General features: G+C 65.0%; 23 protein-coding genes. 10 read left to right on the forward strand and 13 right to left on the reverse strand.

From position 1 onward, the window contains the following. The first annotated feature begins 73 nt into the window (after positions 1–73). Positions 74–1,036 carry a class 1b ribonucleoside-diphosphate reductase subunit beta gene (nrdF, locus tag ON44_RS24005; RefSeq protein WP_040693928.1) on the forward strand — a complete coding sequence of 321 codons (963 nt, stop codon included), beginning with the start codon at positions 74–76 and terminating at the stop codon, positions 1,034–1,036. Between the two features lie 66 nt (positions 1,037–1,102). Here nrdF and mgtE read toward each other — a convergent pair whose 3' ends face one another. Both mgtE and ON44_RS24015 read right to left on the reverse strand, forming a co-directional pair. Beyond that, positions 1,103–2,467: a magnesium transporter gene (gene mgtE, locus ON44_RS24010; RefSeq protein ID WP_040693931.1), complete on the reverse strand. Its 1,365-nt coding sequence runs from the start codon at positions 2,465–2,467 to the stop codon at positions 1,103–1,105. Between the two features lie 333 nt (positions 2,468–2,800). Next, positions 2,801–3,310, reverse strand: coding sequence for a hypothetical protein (locus tag ON44_RS24015; protein WP_040693933.1), 510 nt, complete (start codon positions 3,308–3,310; stop codon positions 2,801–2,803). A 197-nt stretch (positions 3,311–3,507) separates the two neighbouring features. Between ON44_RS24015 and ON44_RS24020 the strand changes: the two genes are divergently transcribed. Continuing rightward, a complete protein-coding gene (locus ON44_RS24020) occupies positions 3,508–4,500 on the forward strand; it encodes an LLM class F420-dependent oxidoreductase (RefSeq protein ID WP_040693937.1) in 993 nt (330 codons plus the stop codon). A gap of 153 nt (positions 4,501–4,653) precedes the next feature. On the opposite strand, the gene nrdE is transcribed toward ON44_RS24020, so the two are convergent. The 4 genes from nrdE to ON44_RS24040 form a co-directional block, all read right to left on the reverse strand. Further along, positions 4,654–6,759, reverse strand: a complete 2,106-nt coding sequence (gene nrdE / locus ON44_RS24025) for a class 1b ribonucleoside-diphosphate reductase subunit alpha (RefSeq protein WP_040693939.1) — start codon at positions 6,757–6,759, stop codon at positions 4,654–4,656. A gap of 38 nt (positions 6,760–6,797) precedes the next feature. After that, the gene (gene nrdI / locus ON44_RS24030) at positions 6,798–7,259 is read right to left on the reverse strand and encodes a class Ib ribonucleoside-diphosphate reductase assembly flavoprotein NrdI (RefSeq protein ID WP_040693940.1); all 462 of its coding nucleotides are present in this window, start codon (positions 7,257–7,259) and stop codon (positions 6,798–6,800) included. Positions 7,260–7,304: 45 nt separating this feature from the next. Further along, the gene (locus ON44_RS24035; protein WP_040693941.1) at positions 7,305–7,538 is read right to left on the reverse strand and encodes a redoxin NrdH; all 234 of its coding nucleotides are present in this window, start codon (positions 7,536–7,538) and stop codon (positions 7,305–7,307) included. Positions 7,539–7,966: 428 nt separating this feature from the next. Further along, positions 7,967–8,533: an NAD(P)H-dependent oxidoreductase gene (locus ON44_RS24040; RefSeq protein WP_040693943.1), complete on the reverse strand. Its 567-nt coding sequence runs from the start codon at positions 8,531–8,533 to the stop codon at positions 7,967–7,969. Between the two features lie 129 nt (positions 8,534–8,662). On the opposite strand from ON44_RS24040, the gene ON44_RS24045 reads away from it, so the two are divergent. Together ON44_RS24045 and nadE are read left to right on the forward strand one after the other, a co-directional pair. Further along, entirely contained in the window at positions 8,663–9,289 is a 627-nt protein-coding gene (locus ON44_RS24045; protein ID WP_040693974.1) for a TetR/AcrR family transcriptional regulator, read from the forward strand. A gap of 6 nt (positions 9,290–9,295) precedes the next feature. Then, positions 9,296–10,120 carry an NAD(+) synthase gene (gene nadE / locus ON44_RS24050; RefSeq protein ID WP_040693944.1) on the forward strand — a complete coding sequence of 275 codons (825 nt, stop codon included), beginning with the start codon at positions 9,296–9,298 and terminating at the stop codon, positions 10,118–10,120. Here the strand turns inward: nadE and ON44_RS24055 are convergent, their stop codons facing one another. The 3 genes from ON44_RS24055 to moaA form a co-directional block, all read right to left on the reverse strand. Further along, positions 10,121–10,528, reverse strand: a complete 408-nt coding sequence (locus ON44_RS24055; RefSeq protein ID WP_040693947.1) for a DUF1003 domain-containing protein — start codon at positions 10,526–10,528, stop codon at positions 10,121–10,123. 88 nt (positions 10,529–10,616) lie between these two features. Continuing rightward, a complete protein-coding gene (locus tag ON44_RS24060; protein ID WP_040693948.1) occupies positions 10,617–10,859 on the reverse strand; it encodes a MoaD/ThiS family protein in 243 nt (80 codons plus the stop codon). Then, positions 10,852–11,895 (reverse strand): GTP 3',8-cyclase MoaA, encoded by a 1,044-nt coding sequence (gene moaA / locus ON44_RS24065; protein ID WP_085998609.1) that lies wholly within the window; start codon positions 11,893–11,895, stop codon positions 10,852–10,854. The genes ON44_RS24060 and moaA overlap by 8 nt, the downstream gene beginning before the upstream one ends. 155 nt (positions 11,896–12,050) lie before the next feature. Between moaA and ON44_RS24070 the strand changes: the two genes are divergently transcribed. From ON44_RS24070 to ON44_RS24085, 4 genes are all read left to right on the forward strand, one after another. Next, the gene (locus ON44_RS24070; protein WP_051182383.1) at positions 12,051–13,319 is read left to right on the forward strand and encodes a molybdopterin molybdotransferase MoeA; all 1,269 of its coding nucleotides are present in this window, start codon (positions 12,051–12,053) and stop codon (positions 13,317–13,319) included. Further along, positions 13,316–14,353, forward strand: a complete 1,038-nt coding sequence (gene moaCB / locus ON44_RS24075) for a bifunctional molybdenum cofactor biosynthesis protein MoaC/MoaB (RefSeq protein WP_040693952.1) — start codon at positions 13,316–13,318, stop codon at positions 14,351–14,353. The genes ON44_RS24070 and moaCB overlap by 4 nt, the downstream gene beginning before the upstream one ends. Further along, positions 14,340–14,777 carry a molybdenum cofactor biosynthesis protein MoaE gene (locus ON44_RS24080; RefSeq protein WP_040693954.1) on the forward strand — a complete coding sequence of 146 codons (438 nt, stop codon included), beginning with the start codon at positions 14,340–14,342 and terminating at the stop codon, positions 14,775–14,777. Before moaCB ends, ON44_RS24080 begins: the two co-directional genes overlap by 14 nt. 144 nt (positions 14,778–14,921) lie before the next feature. After that, complete coding sequence (locus tag ON44_RS24085) at positions 14,922–15,932, forward strand: AraC family transcriptional regulator (protein ID WP_040693957.1); 1,011 nt, start codon at positions 14,922–14,924, stop codon at positions 15,930–15,932. Positions 15,933–15,980: 48 nt separating this feature from the next. Here ON44_RS24085 and ON44_RS24090 read toward each other — a convergent pair whose 3' ends face one another. The 4 genes from ON44_RS24090 to ON44_RS24105 form a co-directional block, all read right to left on the reverse strand. Then, positions 15,981–16,172, reverse strand: a complete 192-nt coding sequence (locus ON44_RS24090; RefSeq protein ID WP_040693978.1) for a hypothetical protein — start codon at positions 16,170–16,172, stop codon at positions 15,981–15,983. 199 nt (positions 16,173–16,371) lie between these two features. Further along, complete coding sequence (locus tag ON44_RS24095; protein ID WP_040693960.1) at positions 16,372–17,445, reverse strand: CobW family GTP-binding protein; 1,074 nt, start codon at positions 17,443–17,445, stop codon at positions 16,372–16,374. Positions 17,446–17,732: 287 nt separating this feature from the next. Beyond that, positions 17,733–19,151 (reverse strand): N-acetylmuramoyl-L-alanine amidase, encoded by a 1,419-nt coding sequence (locus tag ON44_RS24100; RefSeq protein ID WP_040693962.1) that lies wholly within the window; start codon positions 19,149–19,151, stop codon positions 17,733–17,735. A gap of 207 nt (positions 19,152–19,358) precedes the next feature. After that, the gene (locus tag ON44_RS24105) at positions 19,359–19,934 is read right to left on the reverse strand and encodes a sigma-70 family RNA polymerase sigma factor (RefSeq protein WP_051182384.1); all 576 of its coding nucleotides are present in this window, start codon (positions 19,932–19,934) and stop codon (positions 19,359–19,361) included. Between the two features lie 168 nt (positions 19,935–20,102). Between ON44_RS24105 and ON44_RS24110 the strand changes: the two genes are divergently transcribed. Together ON44_RS24110 and ON44_RS24115 are read left to right on the forward strand one after the other, a co-directional pair. Then, positions 20,103–20,468 (forward strand): Rv1352/Rv1906c domain-containing protein, encoded by a 366-nt coding sequence (locus tag ON44_RS24110; protein ID WP_040693967.1) that lies wholly within the window; start codon positions 20,103–20,105, stop codon positions 20,466–20,468. Positions 20,469–20,522: 54 nt separating this feature from the next. After that, positions 20,523–21,272 carry an SDR family oxidoreductase gene (locus ON44_RS24115; RefSeq protein WP_040693970.1) on the forward strand — a complete coding sequence of 250 codons (750 nt, stop codon included), beginning with the start codon at positions 20,523–20,525 and terminating at the stop codon, positions 21,270–21,272. Positions 21,273–21,424: the final 152 nt, after the last annotated feature.

Here is a 21,424-nt window from a genome sequence, read left to right on the forward strand (position 1 = left end):
ACCCCCAAGGAGTAGTGTTCAGGGCGTAGCAATTCCGTGACGGCAGCGTGCTCGGGAAGGGTGTGGAGGCAGGATGAAACTGATCGATCGGGTGTCGGCCATCAACTGGAATCGGGTGCCCGACGAGAAGGATGCCGAGGTCTGGGATCGCCTGACCGGCAACTTCTGGCTGCCCGAGAAGGTGCCGGTGTCCAACGACATCCCGTCGTGGAACACCCTCACCGCCGACGAGAAGCAACTGACCATGCGGGTCTTCACCGGCCTGACGCTGCTGGACACGATCCAGGGCACGGTCGGCGCGGTGAGCCTGATCCCGGACGCCGTGACGCCGCACGAGGAGGCGGTGCTCACCAATATCGCGTTCATGGAGTCGGTGCACGCCAAGAGCTACAGCTCGATCTTCTCCACGCTGTGCTCCACCCGCGAGATCGATGACGCGTTCCGCTGGTCGGAAGAGAACCGAAACTTGCAGCGCAAGGCCGAGATCGTGCTGGAGTACTACCGCGGCGACGATCCGCTCAAGCGCAAGGTGGCCTCCACCCTGCTGGAGAGCTTCCTGTTCTACTCCGGCTTCTACCTGCCGATGTACTGGTCCTCGCGGGCCAAGCTCACCAACACCGCCGACCTGATCCGCCTGATCATCCGCGACGAAGCGGTGCACGGCTACTACATCGGTTACAAGTACCAGAAGGGTCTGGAACTGCTCAGCCAGGCCGAACGCGACGACCTCAAGAACTACACCTTCGAGCTGCTCTTCGAGCTCTACGACAACGAGGTCGAATACACCCAGGATCTCTACGACGAGGTCGGCCTCACCGAGGACGTCAAGAAGTTCCTGCGCTACAACGCCAACAAAGCACTGATGAACCTCGGCTACGAAGGCTTGTTCCCCAAGGACGAAACCGAAGTCAACCCGGCCATCCTCTCGGCCCTGTCCCCCAACGCCGACGAGAACCACGACTTCTTCTCCGGCTCCGGCTCCAGTTACGTCATCGGTAAGGCCGTCAATACCGAAGACGAAGACTGGGAGTTCTGAAACCCCCACGCCCACAATGAAATCCGGCTCGGTCCGCAGGGACCGAGCCGGATTTCTGTCTTCGCCTCAGATGCCGAGGACCAGTTTGGCGGTGGTGAAGTAGATGATGAGGCCGGTGGCGTCGACCAGGGTGGTGACCATCGGGGCCGAGACGACCGCCGGATCGATGCGGAATCGCTTGGCGAGCAATGGCATGGTGCCGCCGATGGTCGCGGCCCAGCCGCAGATGATCACCAGGGTGATGCCGACGACCAGTGCGGTGCCCGGATCGACGAACAGCGCGCCGATGGCGACGCCCGCGGTGGCCAGCATGGTGCCGAGCACCAGGCCGACACGGCATTCGCGCCAGATCACCTTGAACAGGTCGGAGCCGCGCACCTCGCCGACGGCCAGCGCACGCACACATGCGGTCGCCGCCTGCGCACCCGCATTCCCGCCCGCGCCGATGAGCAGCGGGATGAACAGCGCCAAGTGCGCCGCCTGCTGCAGGGTGCCCTCGAAGAAATCGGTGACGCTGACCGTCAAGGTGGCCGCGAACAGCAACAGCAGCAACCACAGTGCGCGGTAGCGGGCCAGCTGGAACACCTTGGCCGCCATATAGTGGCCCTCCCACGGTGCCGAACCCGCCTGCTTGGCGACGTCCTCACTGTCGGCGGCCTCGATGACCTCTACGGCGTCATCGATGGTGAGCAGTCCGACCAGCCGGTCCTCGCTGTCGACGACCGGCAGATTGATGACATTGGTTTCGCGCATCAGCCGCGCCGCCTTCTCGGCGGAGTCGGTCGCGCGCACGAATGTCGGTTCGGTGACGACCAGATCCGACACCATGGTCTCGGGACGGCTCAGTACGAGCTCACGCAGTTCGACAATCCCGGTGAGTCGGCGACCGGCGTCGACGACGGGCAGCGTGTACACCGTTTCGGCATTGATGCCCTTGATCCGTACCGTCTGCAGTGCGTCGGGCACGCTCAGATTGCGCGGCAGCGCAACGACTTCCGGCGTCATGTACAGCCCGACCGAACCCTCCGGATAGCCGAGCAACGAAGCGGTCATCCGGCGTTCGCGCGCGCTCAGTCCGGCCAACACCTTCTTGGCGACCTTGGCCGGCGCCTCGCGCAGCATCCTGGCGCGGTCGTCGGGATCCATCGCCTCGACCAGATCGCGGAAGCTCTGATCACGCAGCCCCTCCAGAATCTGTTGCTGGTCAACGGGTTCGAGCTCCTCGAAGACGGCGAGCGCCAGATCCTTGTCGAGGAGACGGAAGGCGACGCCCGCCTGGACGGCGTCCATGCGTGCGAGTTCATCCGCTATGACATGCGGCTGTTGGTTGTCGAGCCAGTCGAGTGCGGCGTCGACACGATGGGTGTCCACGATGTCCTGCAGGGAGGCGGACAGCGTCGGACGTGCTTCGATGAGATCGGTCTGCGACATGGGAGGTCCTCAGCACACGGCAAGTAAGCGAGTGAATCGAAAAACGAAGTCACACCGCGGGCACCAACCCCGGGACCGACAACTACAGGACGGTTTTACGAAGGGGCGGCGCCGCGCGGCCTTCGACTGGGAGGTTCGCTGCGCATCGCAACCCCACCTCCTCAACGCCGCCACAGGCCGTCACCACTGCGGATTTCTCGAATGCGGCGCCCGGATCGGGCCGACCGCACAGCTTCCGGTTGAAGGATACATGCGGTGACGCGGGTGTTCACACTCGAATCGCGTAAAGACCGACGATATCTGGCTCGAATATGACCGGACCCACATCCGGTGTCAGGATGTCAACGTGGCGCCGACGGCGATCTCGACATCGGGCCAGGTCGGCGTGTGCTCCATCCACTCTGGTACCGGCGCCTCCTGCACACCGAACAGATACAGATGCGGTACGAGATCACGCAGGGCCTGATGCACCTCCAGGCGGTCGTCGATCATGTGCGTGATCCCCAATTCCGCGCAGTGCTTCGCCTTATCCGCCCTTGCCCGGCAGAACCGCACATTGCCCTTCGGCACGCCCGTCCGGGCGTAGAACTCGTGGTGGTCGAGCCACTGCAGGGTGCGCTCCTGAACCCGGGGCCCGCATTTCGAGATGACCCATGCCTGGCCGTCGAACCGGCGCACCAACCGCGCCAATACCTCGAACGCGTCGGCACTCGGCGGCGATGCCAGCGCCTGCTCGATTCCCCCCGATAGAAATACGGTGTCCGCAGCGCCCGTCGCGAAGGCCGCCCCCTGGATGACCCGGCCGAAGTCGATGCCGAGTCGCTGTTGTCTTTCTTTGTTCATCGACCTTCAGCATGACCCGGAGCGCACCGCGCCGCCAACGAATTTTCCGGCCAGCAGGAGATTCGACGCAGGCCGAGCCGAACTCTGCACCAATTATGGGAGGCCCGCGAGGATCGTTGCGGCTGAACTTACCCACCCCGCCGGCTCCGCCGGCTGCCATCCCCTAAGTTCGGTGAAAACATACGAAGGAGAGATCTGTGCGCTTCGGCATCTTCATTCCACAGGGGTGGCGGCTGGATTTGGTCGATATCGACCCGGCGGCGCAGTGGGGGGTGATGCGCGATCTCGCCCAGCGGGCGGATGCCGGAGATACCTGGGAATCGCTATGGGTGTACGACCACTTCCACACGGTGCCGGCGCCGACCGAGGAGGCGACGCACGAGGCGTGGACGCTGATGGCGGCGTTCGCGGCCACCACATCACGCATTCGGCTGGGGCAGATGTGTACCGCGATCAGCTACCGCAATCCGGCATATCTGGCCAAGGTCGCCGCGACCACGGATCTGATCTCCGGCGGCCGGGTCGAGATGGGTATCGGCGGCGGCTGGTACGAACACGAGTGGCGCGCTTACGGTTACGGGTTTCCGTCGGCGGGTGAGCGGCTCGGGCGGCTCGACGAGGGCATACAGATCTTCCGCCAAGCTTGGACCGAGGGCAAAGCCACGCTGGACGGTAGGTACTACCAGGTCGATGGTGCGATCGTGCGGCCACTTCCATTGCAGGAAGGCGGTATTCCGATCTGGGTCGCGGGCGGTGGTGAGAAGAAAACGCTGCGAATCGCGGCAAAGTACGCCCAATACACCAACTTCAGTGGCGCACCCGAGGAATTCACCCACAAGTCCGAGATCCTGCGCGCGCACTGCGCCGAGGTGGGCACCGATTTCGATGCCATCGTGCGCTCCTCGAACTTCAACGCGGTCATTGGATCCACCGAAGCCGAAGTAGCACAACGCCTTTCGGCCCTGCAGGCCCGCTTGGCCACGGTGATCAGCGACGAACAGGCCAAATCCTTCGTCGACGGCATACTCCACACCTCCCCCGCCGTCGGCACCCCCGAACAGATCACCGAGCGCCTGTCCGCCGTCGGTGACCTCGGCCTCGGCTACGCCATCTTCAACTTCCCCGAAGCCGCCTACGACACCAGCGGAATCGACCTCTTCGAACGCGAAATAGCCCCAGCCCTGCGGTAACCGCTCGAGGTCCGCAGGCCGCCGCGCCTGCGGACCTCGGACTTCCCACCACTGGGACCGCTGACACAATGATCGGCGATCAGCTCACGACTCCAGCCAGGAGAGCCGAAAGAGGCGGTCGCGCAACGCCGGACCGCCCCTTTCGGACATCGACTACAGCATGCAGGAGACGCAGCCCTCGACTTCGGTTCCCTCCAAAGCCATTTGACGCAGGCGGATGTAGTAGAGGGTTTTGATGCCCTTGCGCCAGGCGTAGATCTGGGCGCGGTTGAGGTCGCGGGTGGTGGCGGTGTCCTTGAAGAAGAGGGTCAGCGACAGGCCCTGGTCCACGTGCTGGGTGGCGGCGGCGTAGGTGTCGATGATCTTCTCGTAGCCGATTTCGTAGGCGTCGTCGTAGTACTCGAGGTTGTCGTTGTCGAGGTAGGGCGCCGGGTAGTAGACGCGGCCGATCTTGCCTTCCTTGCGGATCTCGATCTTCGACGCCACCGGGTGGATCGAGCTGGTGGAGTGGTTGATGTAGGAGATCGAGCCGGTCGGCGGGACGGCCTGCAGGTTCTGATTGTAGATGCCGTACTCCATGACCGAGGCCTTCAGCTCACGCCAATCGTCCTGGGTCGGAATGTGCACGCCCGCATCGGCGAACAGCTGCGCGATCCGTTCGGTCTTCGGCTCCCACACCTGATCGGTGTACTTGTCGAAGTACTCACCGGAGGCGTACTTGGATTCGGGGAAGCCGCCGAAGTATGCGCCGCGCTCCTTCGCGATCAGGTTCGAGGCCCGAATCGCGTGGTACACCACGGTATAGAAGTAGATATTGGTGAAGTCGATACCCTCTTCGGACCCGTAGTGCACCCGCTCACGGGCCAGATACCCGTGCAGGTTCATCTGGCCGAGGCCGATCGCGTGGGATTCGTTGTTGCCCTGCTCGATCGAGGGCACCGAGTAGATATGCGTCTGATCCGATACCGCGGTCAGCGCCCGGATCGCCACCTCGATGGTCCGCGCGAAGTCGGGTGAATCCATCGTCTTGGCGATGTTCAACGAGCCGAGATTGCACGAAATGTCCTTGCCCACCTTGGCATAGGAAAGATCGTCGTTGAACAGCGACGGTGTCGACACCTGCAGGATCTCCGAGCACAGATTCGAGTGCGTGATCTTGCCCGCGATCGGATTGGCCCGGTTCACCGTGTCCTCGAACATGATGTACGGGTAACCGGATTCGAACTGCAGCTCGGCAATGGTCTGGAAGAACTCGCGCGCCTTGATCTTCGACTTGCGGATGCGCTTGTCGTCGACCATCTCGTAGTACTTCTCGGTGACATTGATATCGGCGAACGGCACTCCGTAGATGCGCTCCACGTCGTACGGCGAGAAGAGGTACATATCCTCGTTCTTCTTCGCCAGTTCGAAGGTGATGTCCGGGATCACCACACCCAGGGACAGTGTCTTGATGCGGATCTTCTCGTCCGCGTTCTCCCGCTTGGTATCCAGGAACCGGTAGATGTCCGGGTGGTGCGCATGCAGATACACCGCGCCCGCACCCTGTCGCGCACCGAGCTGGTTGGCGTAGGAGAACGAATCCTCGAGCAGCTTCATGATCGGGATGACACCCGAGCTCTGGTTCTCGATCTTCTTGATCGGCGCACCGTGCTCACGAATATTGGTGAGCAGCAGGGCGACTCCGCCACCGCGCTTGGACAGCTGCAGCGCCGAGTTGATGGAGCGCCCGATCGACTCCATGTTGTCCTCGATGCGCAGCAGGAAGCAAGACACCGGTTCGCCGCGCTGCTTCTTACCCGAGTTGAGGAAGGTCGGGGTGGCGGGCTGAAAGCGCCCGTCGATGATCTCGTCGACCAGCTTGCCCGCGAGCACCTCGTCACCGGCCGCCAGCGTCAGCGCCACCATGCAAACCCGGTCCTCGAACCGCTCCAGGTAGCGCTTACCGTCGAAGGTCTTGAGCGTGTAGGAGGTGTAGTACTTGAACGCGCCGAGGAAGGTCGGGAACCGGAACTTCTTGGCGTAGGCCTGTTTGAACAGCGTCTTGATGAACGCGCGGCTGTACTGCTCGAGAACCTCTGCCTCGTAATAGTTCTCGTCGACCAGGTAGTCCAACTTCTCGTCCAGATTGTGGAAGAAGACGGTGTTCTGGTTGACGTGCTGCAGGAAGTACTGGTGCGCGGCCTCACGGTCCTTGTCGAACTGGATCTTGCCGTCGGCACCGTATAGGTTCAGCATCGCGTTGAGGGCGTGGTAATCCATGACCTCGCCCGCCTCGGCGGTACGGACCGGGGGCTGCTCTAAGCGAGCCGTTTTGCCGGTCGGTGCTGTTGTTGCTGTTGCCAAAACAATCCCAATCCCTCTCGGACGCGCTCGACGTCCTCAGCGGTTCCCATGAGTTCGAAGCGATACAGGTAGGGCACCCCGCACTTACGCGAGATCACCTCGCCCGCATAGCAATAGGTATCGCCGAAGTTCGTGTTGCCCGCCGCGACGACGCCGCGCAGCAGCGCACGGTTGTGCGGATCGTTGAGGAACTTGGCGACCTGCCGCGGCACGAAATCCTTATCGGATCTGTTTCCCCCCAGTACGTGCCGACCGCCCCCGTAAGTGGGGACGATCAGCACGAATGGTTCGTCTACGCGCAGCGAGTCAGCGGTGTGCAGTGGTATGCGAGTCGCCGGGAGTCCCAGCTTCTCGACGAAACGGTGCGTATTCTCCGAGGCACTGGAGAAGTAGACCAGCGCTGCCCCTGTAGACATGGCCACCTCCTCCCCCTTCCATCGGATACACCGGAAAGCAGGCGATCAGGCCGCCACAGTCGCGAGCGACTTGATGCGGTCGGGCCGGAAGCCGGACCAGTGGTCCTCACCGGCGACGACGACCGGAGCCTGCAGGTAACCCAGCGCCATGACGTAGTCACGCGCCTCGTCGTTCTCGGAGATGTCGATGACTTCGTAGTCCACCCCGGCCTTGTCGAGCGCCTTGTAGGTGGCATTGCACTGGACGCAAGCGGGCTTGGTGTACACGGTGATGGTCATTGATGTCCCTCTCTCCTATGCCTGATCCACAGCCTGTGATCCGTATGCTGACCGTTGCGAGCGACCTGCAAGCAGTCGCTAGCGGCGCTTTGATCCGACTACGCTGCGCAAACTCCTGGAGCCGTACCTGAAACCCCTGCTCAGCCGCTCGCGGCCGAAGCTGATCTCATCCCGTCTTCCAGTACCGAAGACACTACACCTAGTGGCCGACAGAGTCATAAAACACGACATGTTGCGAGTCACAAAGATGAAATTCCCAAGCGGTAAGTACCTGGACGCTCGATTCGCAACCCGACACAACAGTGGCGCAGATCACAATTTCGTACCGTAGCGCCCTTCCAGCAAACTTCTTTCGGCGAACGAAAAAGGGCCGCCCCCGCACTCCACGGATGGAGCCCGGGGGCGACCCTGCCGGTAGGACTCGACGCTTAGGCGGACACCAGTTCGCCGGTCGCCTGAACCAGTTCGTGCACGGTCGCGCCGAGCTGCGTCAGCGCCTCGGCATCGTCGCGCGGATGCGACTCGGCGAACCGCTCACCGAAGCCGGCGAAGTGCAGGTGAGCGGTCTCGACAACCCGGGCGCCCGCGACGCCGAGCGCCTTGACCACATCGCCGTGCGCCCACTTGGCCGCATTCGGGCTGATCGAACCACTGACCACCGCGACCGGTCGATCCTTGAGCGCGCCTGCGCCATACGGACGCGAGGCCCAGTCGATGGCGTTCTTCAGTACGGCGGGGATGCTGCCGTTGTATTCGGGCGTCACCAGGAGCAGACCGTCGGATACGGCGACCGCGTCACGCAGCGCCTGCGCGGCGGCGGGCACAGAGCCGGGCACGTCGAGATCCTCGTTATAGAACGGGATATCGGCGAGGCCTTCGTAGATGGTGATCTCGACACCCTCCGGCGCGGTCTGCACCGCGGCCTCGGCGAGCCTGCGGTTGATCGATGCGACCCGAAGGCTGCCGACAAGAGTAAGGATCCGAGTCTGGGTCATGGCGTCTCCTGGTGTACTGAATGTGGTGTCCGAACTTCTGCCTACACTAACCGGACCATGGTCCGATTCCATTCCCGGGAGAACCGCGAGAGGCCTGTGAGCTACAGCACATCCATGCCGGACGGAATGATGCCCGAGCGACCGCTGCTCGGTGTCGGTGCGCCCCTGCCCGGAAATCACGAACGCGCCGATGCCGCGCGCAACCGCCAGTTACTCCTGGACGCGGCGCAGGAGATCGTGCGCGAACAAGGTGTGGACAGCCTCACGATGGACGCGCTCGCCAAGCGAGCCGGCGTCGGCAAGGGCACCGTCTTCCGACGGTTCGGCAGCAGGTCGGGGCTGCTGCGCGCGCTCTTGGACCACGCCGAGCGAAAGTTCCAGGAAGAGTTCATGTTCGGACCGCCGCCGATGGGACCCGGTGCACCGGCGGTGGAGCGACTGGTCGCCTTCGGCCGGGCCCGGCTACTCGATATCGAGGTCGCGGGCGAACTGCATCGCGCCGCGGAAATCGGCGAGGCGGGCGACCGCTTCACCGGCCCACCCTACGGACTGCTGCGCGCGCACGTGACGATGCTGCTGCGGCAGGCGCGGATCGACGGCGATGTCGTACTGGTCGCCGATGGTCTGCTCGGCCTGCTCGGCGCCGCATTGGTGATGCATCAGATGCATGTCCTCGGTTACGACCGATGTCAGATCGGCGACAACTGGGAGGCGTTCGTTCGGCGGGTTGTCATCTCGGCGCGGCCAGTAGAGTGATGCGTCATGGGGAACCTGCGTGAACAGATCATCGCCGAGTTGGGCGTCCAGTCGAATATCGAACCGAAGCTCGAAGTGCGGCGCCGGGTCGATTTCCTCAAGGACTATCTGAGCGCAAGTCCCGCACGAGGTTTCGTACTCGGCATCAGCGGTGGTCAGGACAGCGCGCTGACCGGACGACTGTGCCAGCTCGCGGTCGAGGAACTGCGTGCCGACGGCGCTGACGCCGCCTTCCTCGCGGTGCGACTGCCCTACGGTGTGCAGGCCGACGAGGCCGATGCTCGGATCGCCCTGCGGTTCATCCAGCCCGACCGCTCGGTGGTGGTAAATATCCGCCCCGGCGCCAATGCCGTTGCCGCCGAGGTGGCCTCGGCGCTGCAGACCGATAAGCTGCGCGATTTCGTGCGCGGCAATGTCAAGGCCCGCGAACGCATGGTGACCCAGTACGCCATCGCCGGTCAGGAAAATATGCTCGTCGTCGGCACCGATCACGCGGCCGAGGCGGTCACCGGCTTCTTCACCAAATTCGGCGACGGCGGCGTCGACATCACGCCGCTGACCGGCCTCACCAAGCGCCAGGGCGCGGCGCTGCTGCAGGAACTCGGCGCACCGTCGAGCATCTGGTCCAAGGTGCCGACCGCCGATCTCGAGGACGATCGCCCGGCCCTGCCCGACGAGGAGGCGCTCGGCCTGCGCTACAGCGAGATCGATGACTATCTGGAGGGCGAGGACGTCACGCCCGAGGTCGCCCAGAAGCTCGAGACGATCTTCCTGAACACTCGCCACAAGCGCACCGTCCCGGTCACGCCGCTCGATACCTGGTGGCGCTGACTACTTCCGGTCCGGAGTCTCCAGCAGCCTGCGATGCAGTTCCTTGGTCATCTCGTGGATCGCCCTGGTCAGTTCGGTATTGGTCTTGAGCTCCAACTCCTGCTCGTTGAAGTCGTGATCGGCCTTCATCTGCTGGAACTCGGCCTGCCGATTCTGGCCGATCATCACGAAGGTGGACAGGAATATCGCCTCCAGGGAGACGACCAGGGTCAGCGTCGGCCATGGACTCTGTTCGGCCCAGATCATCCAGATAGCGAAACCGATGGCGTGGATGTAGACGAACCGCATCGACCCGGCGAACTTCGTGATCCAGTCCGCCACCCGCAGTTGCAGACTCCCGCCCCGCACTTCGTGGAACCGCACCACCGCGGGGTGCTGCGCAGGTACCTGATTCGACGACTGGGACATATCGACGCGACTCCTGATCCGGTCCGGCGAACTGTATTGGCGCAGATGCTAGCCCGGTCGACGAGCGCCTACGTGCCCACGCACACCGTCAGCCGCCCGCGAAGGGTGGCAGGACATCGACGCGCGGGGTCAGTGCGACCGACGGGTCGCGGGTGAGTTCGTCGCCGACGAGGTAGGCACAGACGGCGAGCATCTTGTCGAGGTCGGGACCGTAGCACTCGGCGAGGGTGGTGCGCAGGTCGGCGACGGTGGCGTCGGCCGGAAAGTCCAGGGTCTCCCGGTCCTTGCCGACGACATCGGCAATCGCGGCGAAGTAGCGGATCTCAACCACCGATGGCTCCCATCGTGCGTTCCGGCGGGACGAAATCCTCGGCATCTATTCCGTGTCCCGCCCATTTGTTCCACATGGCGCCGCGCCAGATGGTCGCGATCTCCTGGTCGTCTGCGCCCGTCCGCAGTGCTCGGCGCACATCGAATTCCTGATCGCTGAACAGGCACGACCGCAGCATGCCGTCGGCGGTGAGCCGGGTCCGATCGCAGGTGTCGCAGAATTTGCGGGTCACCGTGGCGATGATGCCGACCGCCGCCGGACCGCCGTCGACGAGCCACTTCTCCGCCGGGGCGGCGGGATCCGATCGGCCGACCTCGGTCAGCGTGAACCGGGTACCGAGCACGTCGAGCAGTTCGGCCGCGGTCACCATATTGGCGCGGGCCCATTCGTGATCGGCGTCCAGCGGCATCTCCTCGATGAACCGCAGTTCACAGCCCTCGTCCAGACACCAGCGCAGCAGATCCGGCGCACCGGCGAGAGTGTCGCGCATCAGTACGGCATTGATCTTCATCGGCGCCAGTCCGGCATCCCTGGCCGCGCGGATACCCGCGAAAACGGATTCGAGCCGATCGCGGCGGGTCAGGCGGGCGAAGCCGAGCCGATCCACGGTATCCAGTGAGACATTCACCCGGCTCAGCCCGGCGGCCGCGAGACCGCGGGCCCGATGGGCGAGTCCGACGCCATTGGTCGTCATGGACAGCGGGACCTCGGGCACCCGCTCGTGACAGCCCGCGATGATCCGCTCGAGGTCGCGGCGTAGCAGCGGCTCACCACCGGTGAACCTGACCTCACGCACCCCCAATTCCCGCACCGCGAGCGTGACGAGCCGCACAATTTCCTCGACCGTCAGCAGTTCGTCCTGCGGAATCGCGGGCAGGCCCTCCTCGGGCATGCAGTAGGTACATCGCAGCGAACACTTCTCGGTGATCGATACGCGCAGATCGCGTGCGGTGCGCCCGAATCGATCAACCAGGTACGGCGTGTCGGGCCGTCCATCGAGTGAGGGCAGCCTGGACCGCACGGCGGGAATCCCCATCTCGACCAGCGTCACAAGTCCATTATGACCGGTCCGCACGTGGTGCCCATGGGCGGACCGCACCATCTCGAGCTCACAAACCCCGAGTTCAGCGGGTGAGCGTTCGTGCGATACGACAAGAGAACTCGCTACTGCTGGGCGATTAGGCTGGCCGTATGACCTCGCGTGCCGACACCTCCGGTGGCCACCGGCCCAGCCCGCCCGCCACCGCCCGGTCCGTCGACGCCTACCGGGACACCATCGAGGCGCTGCTGCGCCCGCTGGCCGCCCGCGCGGTCGAATCCGTCGCGGTACCGTCGGCGCTGGGCCGACAGCTGGCCGACGATATCCACGCGCCGGTCGACCTGCCGGTGTTCCGCAACTCGGCGATGGACGGCTATGCGGTGCGTGCCGAATCGGTGGTGGTCACTCCGGTGACGCTGCCGCTGGTCGGTGTGGTCGCGGCGGGTGCGGCCGGACAGGCGCCGTTGCCGCCCGGCGCCGCGATGAAGGTGATGACCGGTGCGCCGATTCCGCCCGGCGCCGATTGTGTGGTGCCGGTGGAGGATGTGCACAGCGATGACGCGACGGTGACCGTCGAGCGGGGTCGCACCGCGGGTGAGTTCGTGCGCGAACCGGGCACCGATGTGCGCACCGGTGCGCTGCTGGCTCGCGCGGGCACCACGCTGGCACCCCGCCACATTGCCGCGCTGGCCGCGGTCGGACTGTCGAATGTGCCGGTATTCCAACCTATTCGGGCGGCGGTCATCACCACCGGTGACGAATTGGTTGCCGCCGGAACGCCATTGCGTCCCGGCCAGATCTACAACTCCAACGGTATCGCGCTCGCGGCCGCGCTCAGCGCCAACGGCGTCGGCGTCGTGTCGGTGGAGCACAGCACCGACGATCCGGCGAAATTCCGCGCATTGCTTTCTACCGCAACGAAATCCGCCGATATCGTGTTTACCTCCGGCGGGGTGTCCAAGGGCGACTTCGAGGTGGTCAAGGATGTATTGCAACCGCTGGGCGGTGAATTCGGCTCGGTCGCGGTGCAACCCGGTGGGCCGCAAGGCCTTACCGTCGTCGACGGCGTGCCGGTGCTGAGCTTTCCCGGCAATCCGGTGAGCACCATGGTGTCGTTCGAGGTATTCGCGCGGCCGATGCTGCGCCGCATCGCGGGCCTGCCCGAGGTGGAGATCTACGAAGTACCGCTGCGCGATGCGGTGCGCTCCCCCGAGGGACGACGCCAATTCCTGCGCGGTCAACTGGTACGCGACGACGCCGCGGCGCCCGGATTGCATCGTAGGCCGACGGCCGTCGAGGTCGCCTCCGGACCCGGTTCGCATCTCATCGCGGGCATGGCCTGGGCGGATGTATTGATCGATGTGCCCGCCGAGGTCACCTCGCTGCCGGTCGGCGCACCTGTGCGAGTGTGGTCGCTATGAGTGAGTTGTCCCATGTCGACCGGGAAGGTCGCGCCCGCATGGTCGATGTGAGCGCGAAGTCCGACACCACTCGGATCGCGGTCGCGGCCGGTGAGCTGCGGACCACCGCCGAAGTGGTCGCGCTGGTGCGGGCCGACGATATGCCGAAGGCCGATGTGCTCTCGACCGCGCGAATCGCCGGTATCGCGGGTGCGAAGAAAACCTCCGAACTCATTCCGCTGTGCCATCAGCTGGCGTTGTCCTCGGTGAAGGTCGAATTCGGCTTCACCGAAGACACCATCACGATCGAGGCGAGCGCGAAAACCAAGGGCCCCACCGGCGTCGAGATGGAAGCGCTGACCGCGGTGGCGGTGGCCGGGCTCACCCTGCACGACATGGTCAAGGCGGTCGATCCCGCGGCGACGCTCAACGGCGTCCGGTTGCTCACCAAAGAGGGTGGCAAACACGGACATTGGGAGCGACCCGCAGAGCAGGCCCCGATGGACATCCCCACGCTCGCCGAAGAACCCGAGGCAACGGAAGACATTTCGCCGGAACAGATCTCGGAATCCGACCAACTCTCCGCCGTCGTCCTGGTCGCCTCCACCAGAGCCGCGTGCGGCACCCGGGTCGACACCACCGGTCCCGTGCTCGCGGAATGGCTTGGCGGACTCGGCTTCTCGGTGCGCGGCCCGCTGATCTACGCCGACGCCGAAATCGACATCGGCTTGGCCGACGCGCTGCGGTTCGAGCCGTCGCTGGTGATCAGCACCGGCGGCACCGGCGCCTCCCCGACCGATGCGACGCCCGAGGCGACGCTGGCCGTCCTGGATCGCGAATTACCCGGTGTCGCAGAGGCGATTCGGCAACGCGGCACCGCGAAATTCCCACTGGCCGCGCTCAGTCGCGGCGTGGCCGGACTGGCGGGTCGATCGGTGGTGGTGAATCTGCCCGGCTCCCCCGGCGGCGTCAAAGACGGTATGGCGGTGCTCGAACCGCTGCTGGATCATCTGCTCGCGCAAGTAGCCGGAGGCGGCAACCATGACAACAAGTGAATTCGCGGCCGTACGCCTGGCCGGTATCAGCGATCAGCCACTGGATCCGGCGGCGGTCGAGGCGGCGGTAACCGGACCGGAGCACGGCGCCGTAGTGGTTTTCACCGGCAAGGTGCGCAATCACGATGGCGGACAAGCAGTTTCCGCTTTGGAATATTCGGCGCATCCGGAAGCTGAACGATTCCTGCGAAATTGCTGTGCGGAACTCGCCGAGCGCTCCGGACTCCCGGTCGCGGCCGTCCACCGAATCGGTCAGTTGACCGTCGGCGATCTCGCGATCGTCGTCGCGGTCGCCGCCCCGCACCGCGCCGAAGCATTCACCACCTGTGCGGAATTGGTGGATCGGATCAAACACGAAGTGCCGATCTGGAAGCGCCAACTCTTCGCCGACGGACTCTCGGAATGGGTCAACGCCTGCGGGTAAAGCCCCATTGCCTGTGAATAACCGCGACGCGAGCGCCTGCTGTTGTTACCCGAAACAACACTGTGACGCGAATTCAGTGACGATTCAATAGGCGCGGGATAGCGTTCTCCCGCAGGTACGTCGATCCGCGGTAGGAGGGGCGCATTGGGAACCGATCAGGTACTGCTGCACAGATTCGTCATCTCGCAGCTCACGGATGCCGGGCTGGATCGCGATCGGTTGATCCGCGAGACCGGCCTACCCGAATGGACCATGGTCGGCGAGGACGTACACCTGCCAAGTCACACCTTCTCGCGACTCTGGGAGCTGGGCGAACACGGGCTCCGCGATCCGAATGTCGCGTTGCACGTGGCCAGCCGGTACAAACTCAACAGTTTCGGCCTCTACGACTACCTGTTCGCCACCGCGCCGACACTCGGCGCGGGCCTGGCGACCTGCGGTCCCTACGTCTCCGCGGTGACCACCAATCATCGCTTCGAACTGATCGCCGAGAACGAGCACGAGGTCACGCTCTACCTCGACATGATCAACGGCGAGGGCCGCGGCCGCGACCTCACCCAGGTGTGGGGCCTGGCGGCGGTGCTCAGCCGGGCACGGCGTGTGGTTCGGATCCCGCTCGTCCCGTTGCGGGTGGCATTGCGGCAGCAGGCACCGGCCAAAATCGACACCTTTGTCGAGGTATTCGGCACTCCCGCCATCGAATTCGGCGCACCGGTCGATGCGATGACCTTCCGCGCCGGCGATATGAATCTGCCGCTGACCACCAGCGATCCGGTACTGGCTGCCGTGCTCCAGCCGCTCGCCGACGCCCTGCCGCCACCGCCACCCCTGGCGACCGCATGGCCGGATCGAGTAGCGACCGCACTGGCCGAGGCATTGGCGGACGGTGCGGTATCGCTGGATCGGGTGGCCCGCCGACTCGCCACCAGCCCGCGGACGCTACAGCGGCGGCTGATGGAGGCGGGCACCACCTGGCGGATGGAATTGGAGCGGGCGCGCAATGCCCGGCTCGCGCAGGCGAGCGCCGAAGGCGCTGTGCTGAGCCGCACACACCAAGCCGAACTGCTCGGATATTCGGATGTGGGTTCGATGCGGCGGGCAACCCGCCGTCGATCCATGACCCAGCTCATGTACCGATCGGAACAACCGGCCTGATCCGCCGCATCCCCACGCGCCGCATCCCCTACCGTCACGCCGGGCCGGTCAGACCTTCAGGAAGGTCGCCGCGATGCGCCAGAATGTCGCATCCTCGATAACGCGAAAATCCCAGCTGTCGGCAATATCTCGGGATGCGGCGACGATGGCGGGCACGTCGAAATCGTCACGCGTCGCGGTGCCCTTGGCCTCCAGCGCGGCGACCACGTACGCGGTAGCACTCTCCCAAGTCTCTGACACGGAACTCTCCAATCGGTCGTAGAGACAAATACGGTCGATCACGGTCCTTGGGTCGAACCGACACCGCGCGCGCCACGTTCGCTCCGTTGCGCACATGCCGCGCGCGGCGGGGGCAATGTCTCAGTTCTATGTCCGTGCGATCGCCGCGCCAAGTACCGAACGCGCCAGCTTCGAGCAGAACGCGCCAACTTTCCCGGCGTCAGTGCGGGGTGTAGCGCCAGATGCCGAGCATGGCTTGCTGGTCCAGCGGTTCGGCGGCGGTGTGCACGGTACCGTGCAGCCGCGCCAGTGCCGTCTCGGCGCGCAGACCCGCACCGATCAGCACCAATCGGGTCGTGCGCGATTCGCCGCGCGACCAGGAGTCCGGTTCGAAGACGATGTGGCGACCGACCATGTGCAGCACGAACTTGCGGCGTTCGGCGGCGACCCCGAAGGCGGCGAAACCCTTGGCACGGAACAGGCCGGGCGGCGGATCCTCGAGGAATTCGACCAGGCGGCGCGGATCCAATTCCCGGTCGCTGGTGAAGGACACGCTGGTGTAGTCGTCGTGTAGATGCCGGTGCAGCCCGTCGCGACTGCTTGCAGGTCGCTCGAAAAGATCGGCATGATCGTGGTGGTCATGGTCGTCGTGAAGGAGTTCGTCGAAGCTCAATTGTTCGGCAACCCGCGGGATTTCCCGCAGCGGCTCGTCGAAGAGCAGGCCGGGGTCGATGCGGCCACGGGTGGTCGCGTATACCGGCACCTGCCCGATCAGCTCGGTGATCTCCTGCCGCAACCCATCCAGCCGATCCTGCGGCACCCGATCGGCCTTGTTGAGCACCACCAGATCCGCCAGCCGCAGATGGGTGGCGAGTTCGGGATGACGCTCACGACTGTCCGGGAACTGCTCGGCGTCGACCACCTCGACCAGACCGCCATAGCGGATGCGCGGGTTCTCGCTGCCGACCACCATCCGAATCAGATTGCGCGGTTCGGCCAGTCCACTGGCCTCGACCACGATCACGTCGATCTTGGCACGCGGCTGCGCGAGCTTGGTGAACAAGTCGTCGAGTTCGCCGACGTCCACCGCACAGCAGACGCACCCGTTGCCGAGCGACACCATCGCATCGACCTGCCCGGCCACCAGCATGGAATCGATATTGATGGCCCCGAAGTCGTTGACCACCACCCCGATCCGCGTACCCCGGTTATTGCGCAGCAGATGATTGAGCAGCGTCGTCTTCCCGGACCCCAAGAACCCGGCGACTATCAGAACAGGAATCCGCTCAGCCACCCGGCTGAGTCTATTGGCAGCGCCTGCGGCGCTGCGTGTTCGCGGCCCCGAATATCAGCATCGCGGAGCGATTCGATGAGGGGTGGTGGTCGGGCGACGGGTAGGCCTCGCGTCCGAGTCGTCGAGACATACGACTACGTCGTATGCGCCTCGACGACTCGGCTGCGTTCATTGGCCGCGCCTGCGCGCGGACGCGAGACGGGCCACGAACGTCGCTCGTAAGACTCGCTCCGCGGTAGTTACGAATGCGGGCCACTCGTGTCTATGTCCACAGTCAGGCGGCCGTGCTACTTGGTCGGGCCGAGCAGGGTGCTGGCCAAGGTGTAGGCGAAGTTGATCAGCTCCGAGGTGATCACGGTGTTGTCCATACCGAGGGACCTCGCCAGCGGGAGCATCATCTGAATGATCGTGCCGACCAAGGCGGGCAGGGTACCCGTCGTGCTCGGCGCGGTCTGGCCCGGCGACAACTGGGATCCGGGGGTTTGCCCCAAACCGGGCAACTGCGGGTTATTCGGCACGAGTCCGTAACCCTGCGACTGCGGCGTGTTGGGTGAGAGCCCGTAGCCCTGTGGTGAACCCGCCTGCGGACTACTGGGCGACGGCGCCGATCCCGGTGTCTGCGGATCGGGTGAGCTCGGCACCTCTGCGTAGCCAGGTGCCGGTGCATAGCCCTGCGGCGGATTCGATGATGCGGGTGCGGTCGGCACCGTCCCCGCGGAATTCGGCGCAACCGCAGGCTCAGGAACGGCTTGCGGCTGCGGGATAGCCGAAGCCTGTGCTCCACCAGGAACCTGCTGTGCGGCGGGAGCCTGCGGAACCGACTCTGCCTGCGGAGTATCCGATAACGGAGCCGAGGCAGGCCGATCGGCCGACCCGGTCTGCGCCGGAACCGTCCCCAGTGCCGCCGTCGCCTGCTGCGGTGCGCCGAGCAGGAAGCCCACCAGGCCGGCCGTTATGGCAAGGGCGTGTTTGACCTGCCCCTCCGGACTCTCCAGCAGTGCGGCGTCCTCGACATTGGCGCCATTGCCCATCTCGATGAAAACATCCGGCACGGTGGTCAGCGCCGGACCGGCCACATCCGCGCGGGACTGCAGACCGTCCTGTGCGCCCGCATAATTCGCGGCCGGGAATCCGGCCTCGAGATACGCGTCGCGCACCGCCTTCGTCGCCGCGAGCCCGGCCCCGGACTGGACCTGATCGGCCTTCGGATCCGGGATAGGCAGCTGCGGCACGATCAGATGGAAGCCGCGGTCCTGCGCCGGTGCGCCATCGGCGTGGATGCTCACCGCGACATCGGCGCCGGAGGCGTTGGCGGCCCGCGCGCGGTCATCGACGCAGCCGCCCCATCCGGAATCGTCCTGGCGGCTGAGCACCACGTTGGCGCCCAGATCCTGGAGGGCGGCCCGGACCAGGTCGGCCACCTTCCAGTTGATGGTGTGCTCCGGCACGCCGTTGACCGTGGTCATGCCGGTGGTCTGGCAGTCCTTGGTGCCACCGCGACCGTTGCTCACTTGTTTCGCCAGGTTCTCGGCGTGGTTGGGCCCCTGATGACCCGGGTCGAGGAATATCGTCTTGCCTACGAGTTTCGTGGACATATCCGGCGATGCCGGATCGGCGATCGCGGCCGGGGTCAGCCCCGACAGCGTCACCACCACGGCGGCCGTAACGGCGCCGCAGATACCGGTCCTGATGATGCTTGGCTTCATGTGCGGTGTCGGTGCCCCGAGACGGAGCACCCCTCCCTTCCCACTAGTAACACCAAACCCAGTGGTTCACTCTGGCAACGTCAGCATCAGCAAAGCAAGCTACGTTATCGAAATGTTATCGATGCGATCGAGCGCATTCCCGCTGATCAGACGACCAAAAAGCGGCTCACGCCGCCGTGAAACGGGGATTGCCAACCGGATGCGGGCTCAGGCCCCGATCGGCAAGCTACGCAACGACCGCAGCGCATAGTGCACCCGGGTCTTGACCGTGCCGACCGGGACGCCGAAGTCATCGGCCACCTCTTGATAGGCCCGATCCCGCAGGATCACCTCCACCACCGCCGCGCGCTGCGATTCGGGCAGCCTGGCGAGTAGATCGGCGACGAGCAGACCGTCGACGAGACGCTCGGCGAAGTCCGGATTCGCGAAGCGGACATCGCTGAGCTCGGTAATCTCGTCCCAGTTGGTATCCGCGGGCCGGGACGCGCGGGCGCGGGCGATATCGATCATGACGTTGCGTTCGATGGCGAGCAGCCAGGTGCGCACCGTGCCCTTGCGCTCGTCGAACCCTGCGCACGAGCGCCAGGCACGCAGCAGCGTCTCCTGCACGGCGTGTTCGGCGAGGCCCGAATCGCCGAGTCCACGCATGGCGCGCCAATGTAGTAGCGCCCGATCCGCGGCAAGCACGGCGGCGAGCCCATCGTCGGTACAAAGCCCAGCACATGCCACCCCGCAAGTCGACCGCCTGCCCGCGACGTCGACCACCGGACAAATACCACTCATACAACAGATATCGCGAGAATCCGGGCGAGTGGAATCACGGCCGACCGCAATCTGTCGATTCCACCGAAATCGACCGACGAGTCTGGTAGACCTTCTCCCCGGAGATACGGGGATCTCCGCAGGTCAGCCGCCAGTGGCGGCCACAGCACGATTCGAGGAGACAGCAGTATGCGTGCAAGCACGCTCGTGATCGCGGGGGCGATGGCGTCCACCGTGACACTGCTGGGCACCGGCACCGCGGCCGCCCAGCCCCGCAACACCATCACCGAGGATGGTGTCTACCTGGTCGGCGTCGATATCTTCCCCGGTACCTGGGAGGGCCAAGGCACCCCCGACCCGGCGGTCGGCTGCGACTGGCGGCGGCTGCGCAAGGTCGAAGGCGATAACACCGATCAGCACTACATCATCAATAACGACTTCACCAGGAACAGTCCGGTACGCGCCGAGATCGCGCCGACCGATGTCGCCTTCAAGACGGTGAACTGCGGCGCCTGGCACATGGTGCCACCGAGCACGGGCTCATTCGGCGGCTGAGTCGAACCCCACGGGATATCGACTCGCGTTCAGTAACCGCTATGGTTCGCAACCATGACCCGGAGCAAAATCCTGATCACCGGCGCCAGCGCCGGACTCGGTGCGGCCATGGCGCGGGATTTCGCCGCCAAGGGTCGTGACCTGGCTCTATGCGCTCGACGCCTGGACGCGCTCGAGGCCCTGCGCGACGAACTCACCGCCGCGCACTCGGGCATTACCGTCGCGGTCCGCGCGCTCGACGTCGATGACCACACGGCCGTCCCACGGGTTTTCGCGGAGCTGCGCGATGAACTCGGCGGAGTGGATCGGGTGATCGTCAATGCCGGCATCGGCAAGGGTGCGCGGATCGGGACCAGCCGTGCGGATGCCAATATCGCCACGGCCACCACCAATTTCGTCAGCGCCCTCGCCCAGACCGAGGCGGCGCTGGAGATCTTTCGTGCCCAGGAATCAGGGCACCTCGTGCTGGTGTCGTCGATGAGCGCGGTGCGTGGCTTGCCGGGTAAGAAGGCCGCATATTCCGCGAGCAAGGCCGGACTGGCCGCCCTCGGTGAGGCGCTCACGGTCGAATTCGCCGACTCACCGATCGCGGTGACCACCTTGCTTCCCGGATTCATCGCCACCGATATGGCGGCGAAGGCGGGTGACGCGCGCATGGTCGCGCCATTGACGAAGGGTGTCGCGGCGATGGTGCGGGCGATCGAGCGCGAGAAGATTCGCGCTTGCGTTCCCGGGTGGCCGTGGCGGCTCATCGATGTGGTGCTGCCACATCTGCCGCGCGCGGTCGTCGCCCGGATGAGCTGAGCCGCCGCGGCGGCGGAAATGCGCAGGTGCCGTCGGCGCGGTCGGGGCATGGTCATCGTCGGCTTTCCGGTGGGCGTCGGCGCTCGCGCCGAATAGTGCGGCACGGCACCGGCATTCGCGGCCGGAACCCGCCGGAACTCGGCGCGCGGAAT

The sequence above is a fragment of the Nocardia vinacea NBRC 16497 genome (genome assembly GCF_000308835.1).
Classification (GTDB): Bacteria; Actinomycetota; Actinomycetes; order Mycobacteriales; family Mycobacteriaceae; genus Nocardia; species Nocardia vinacea.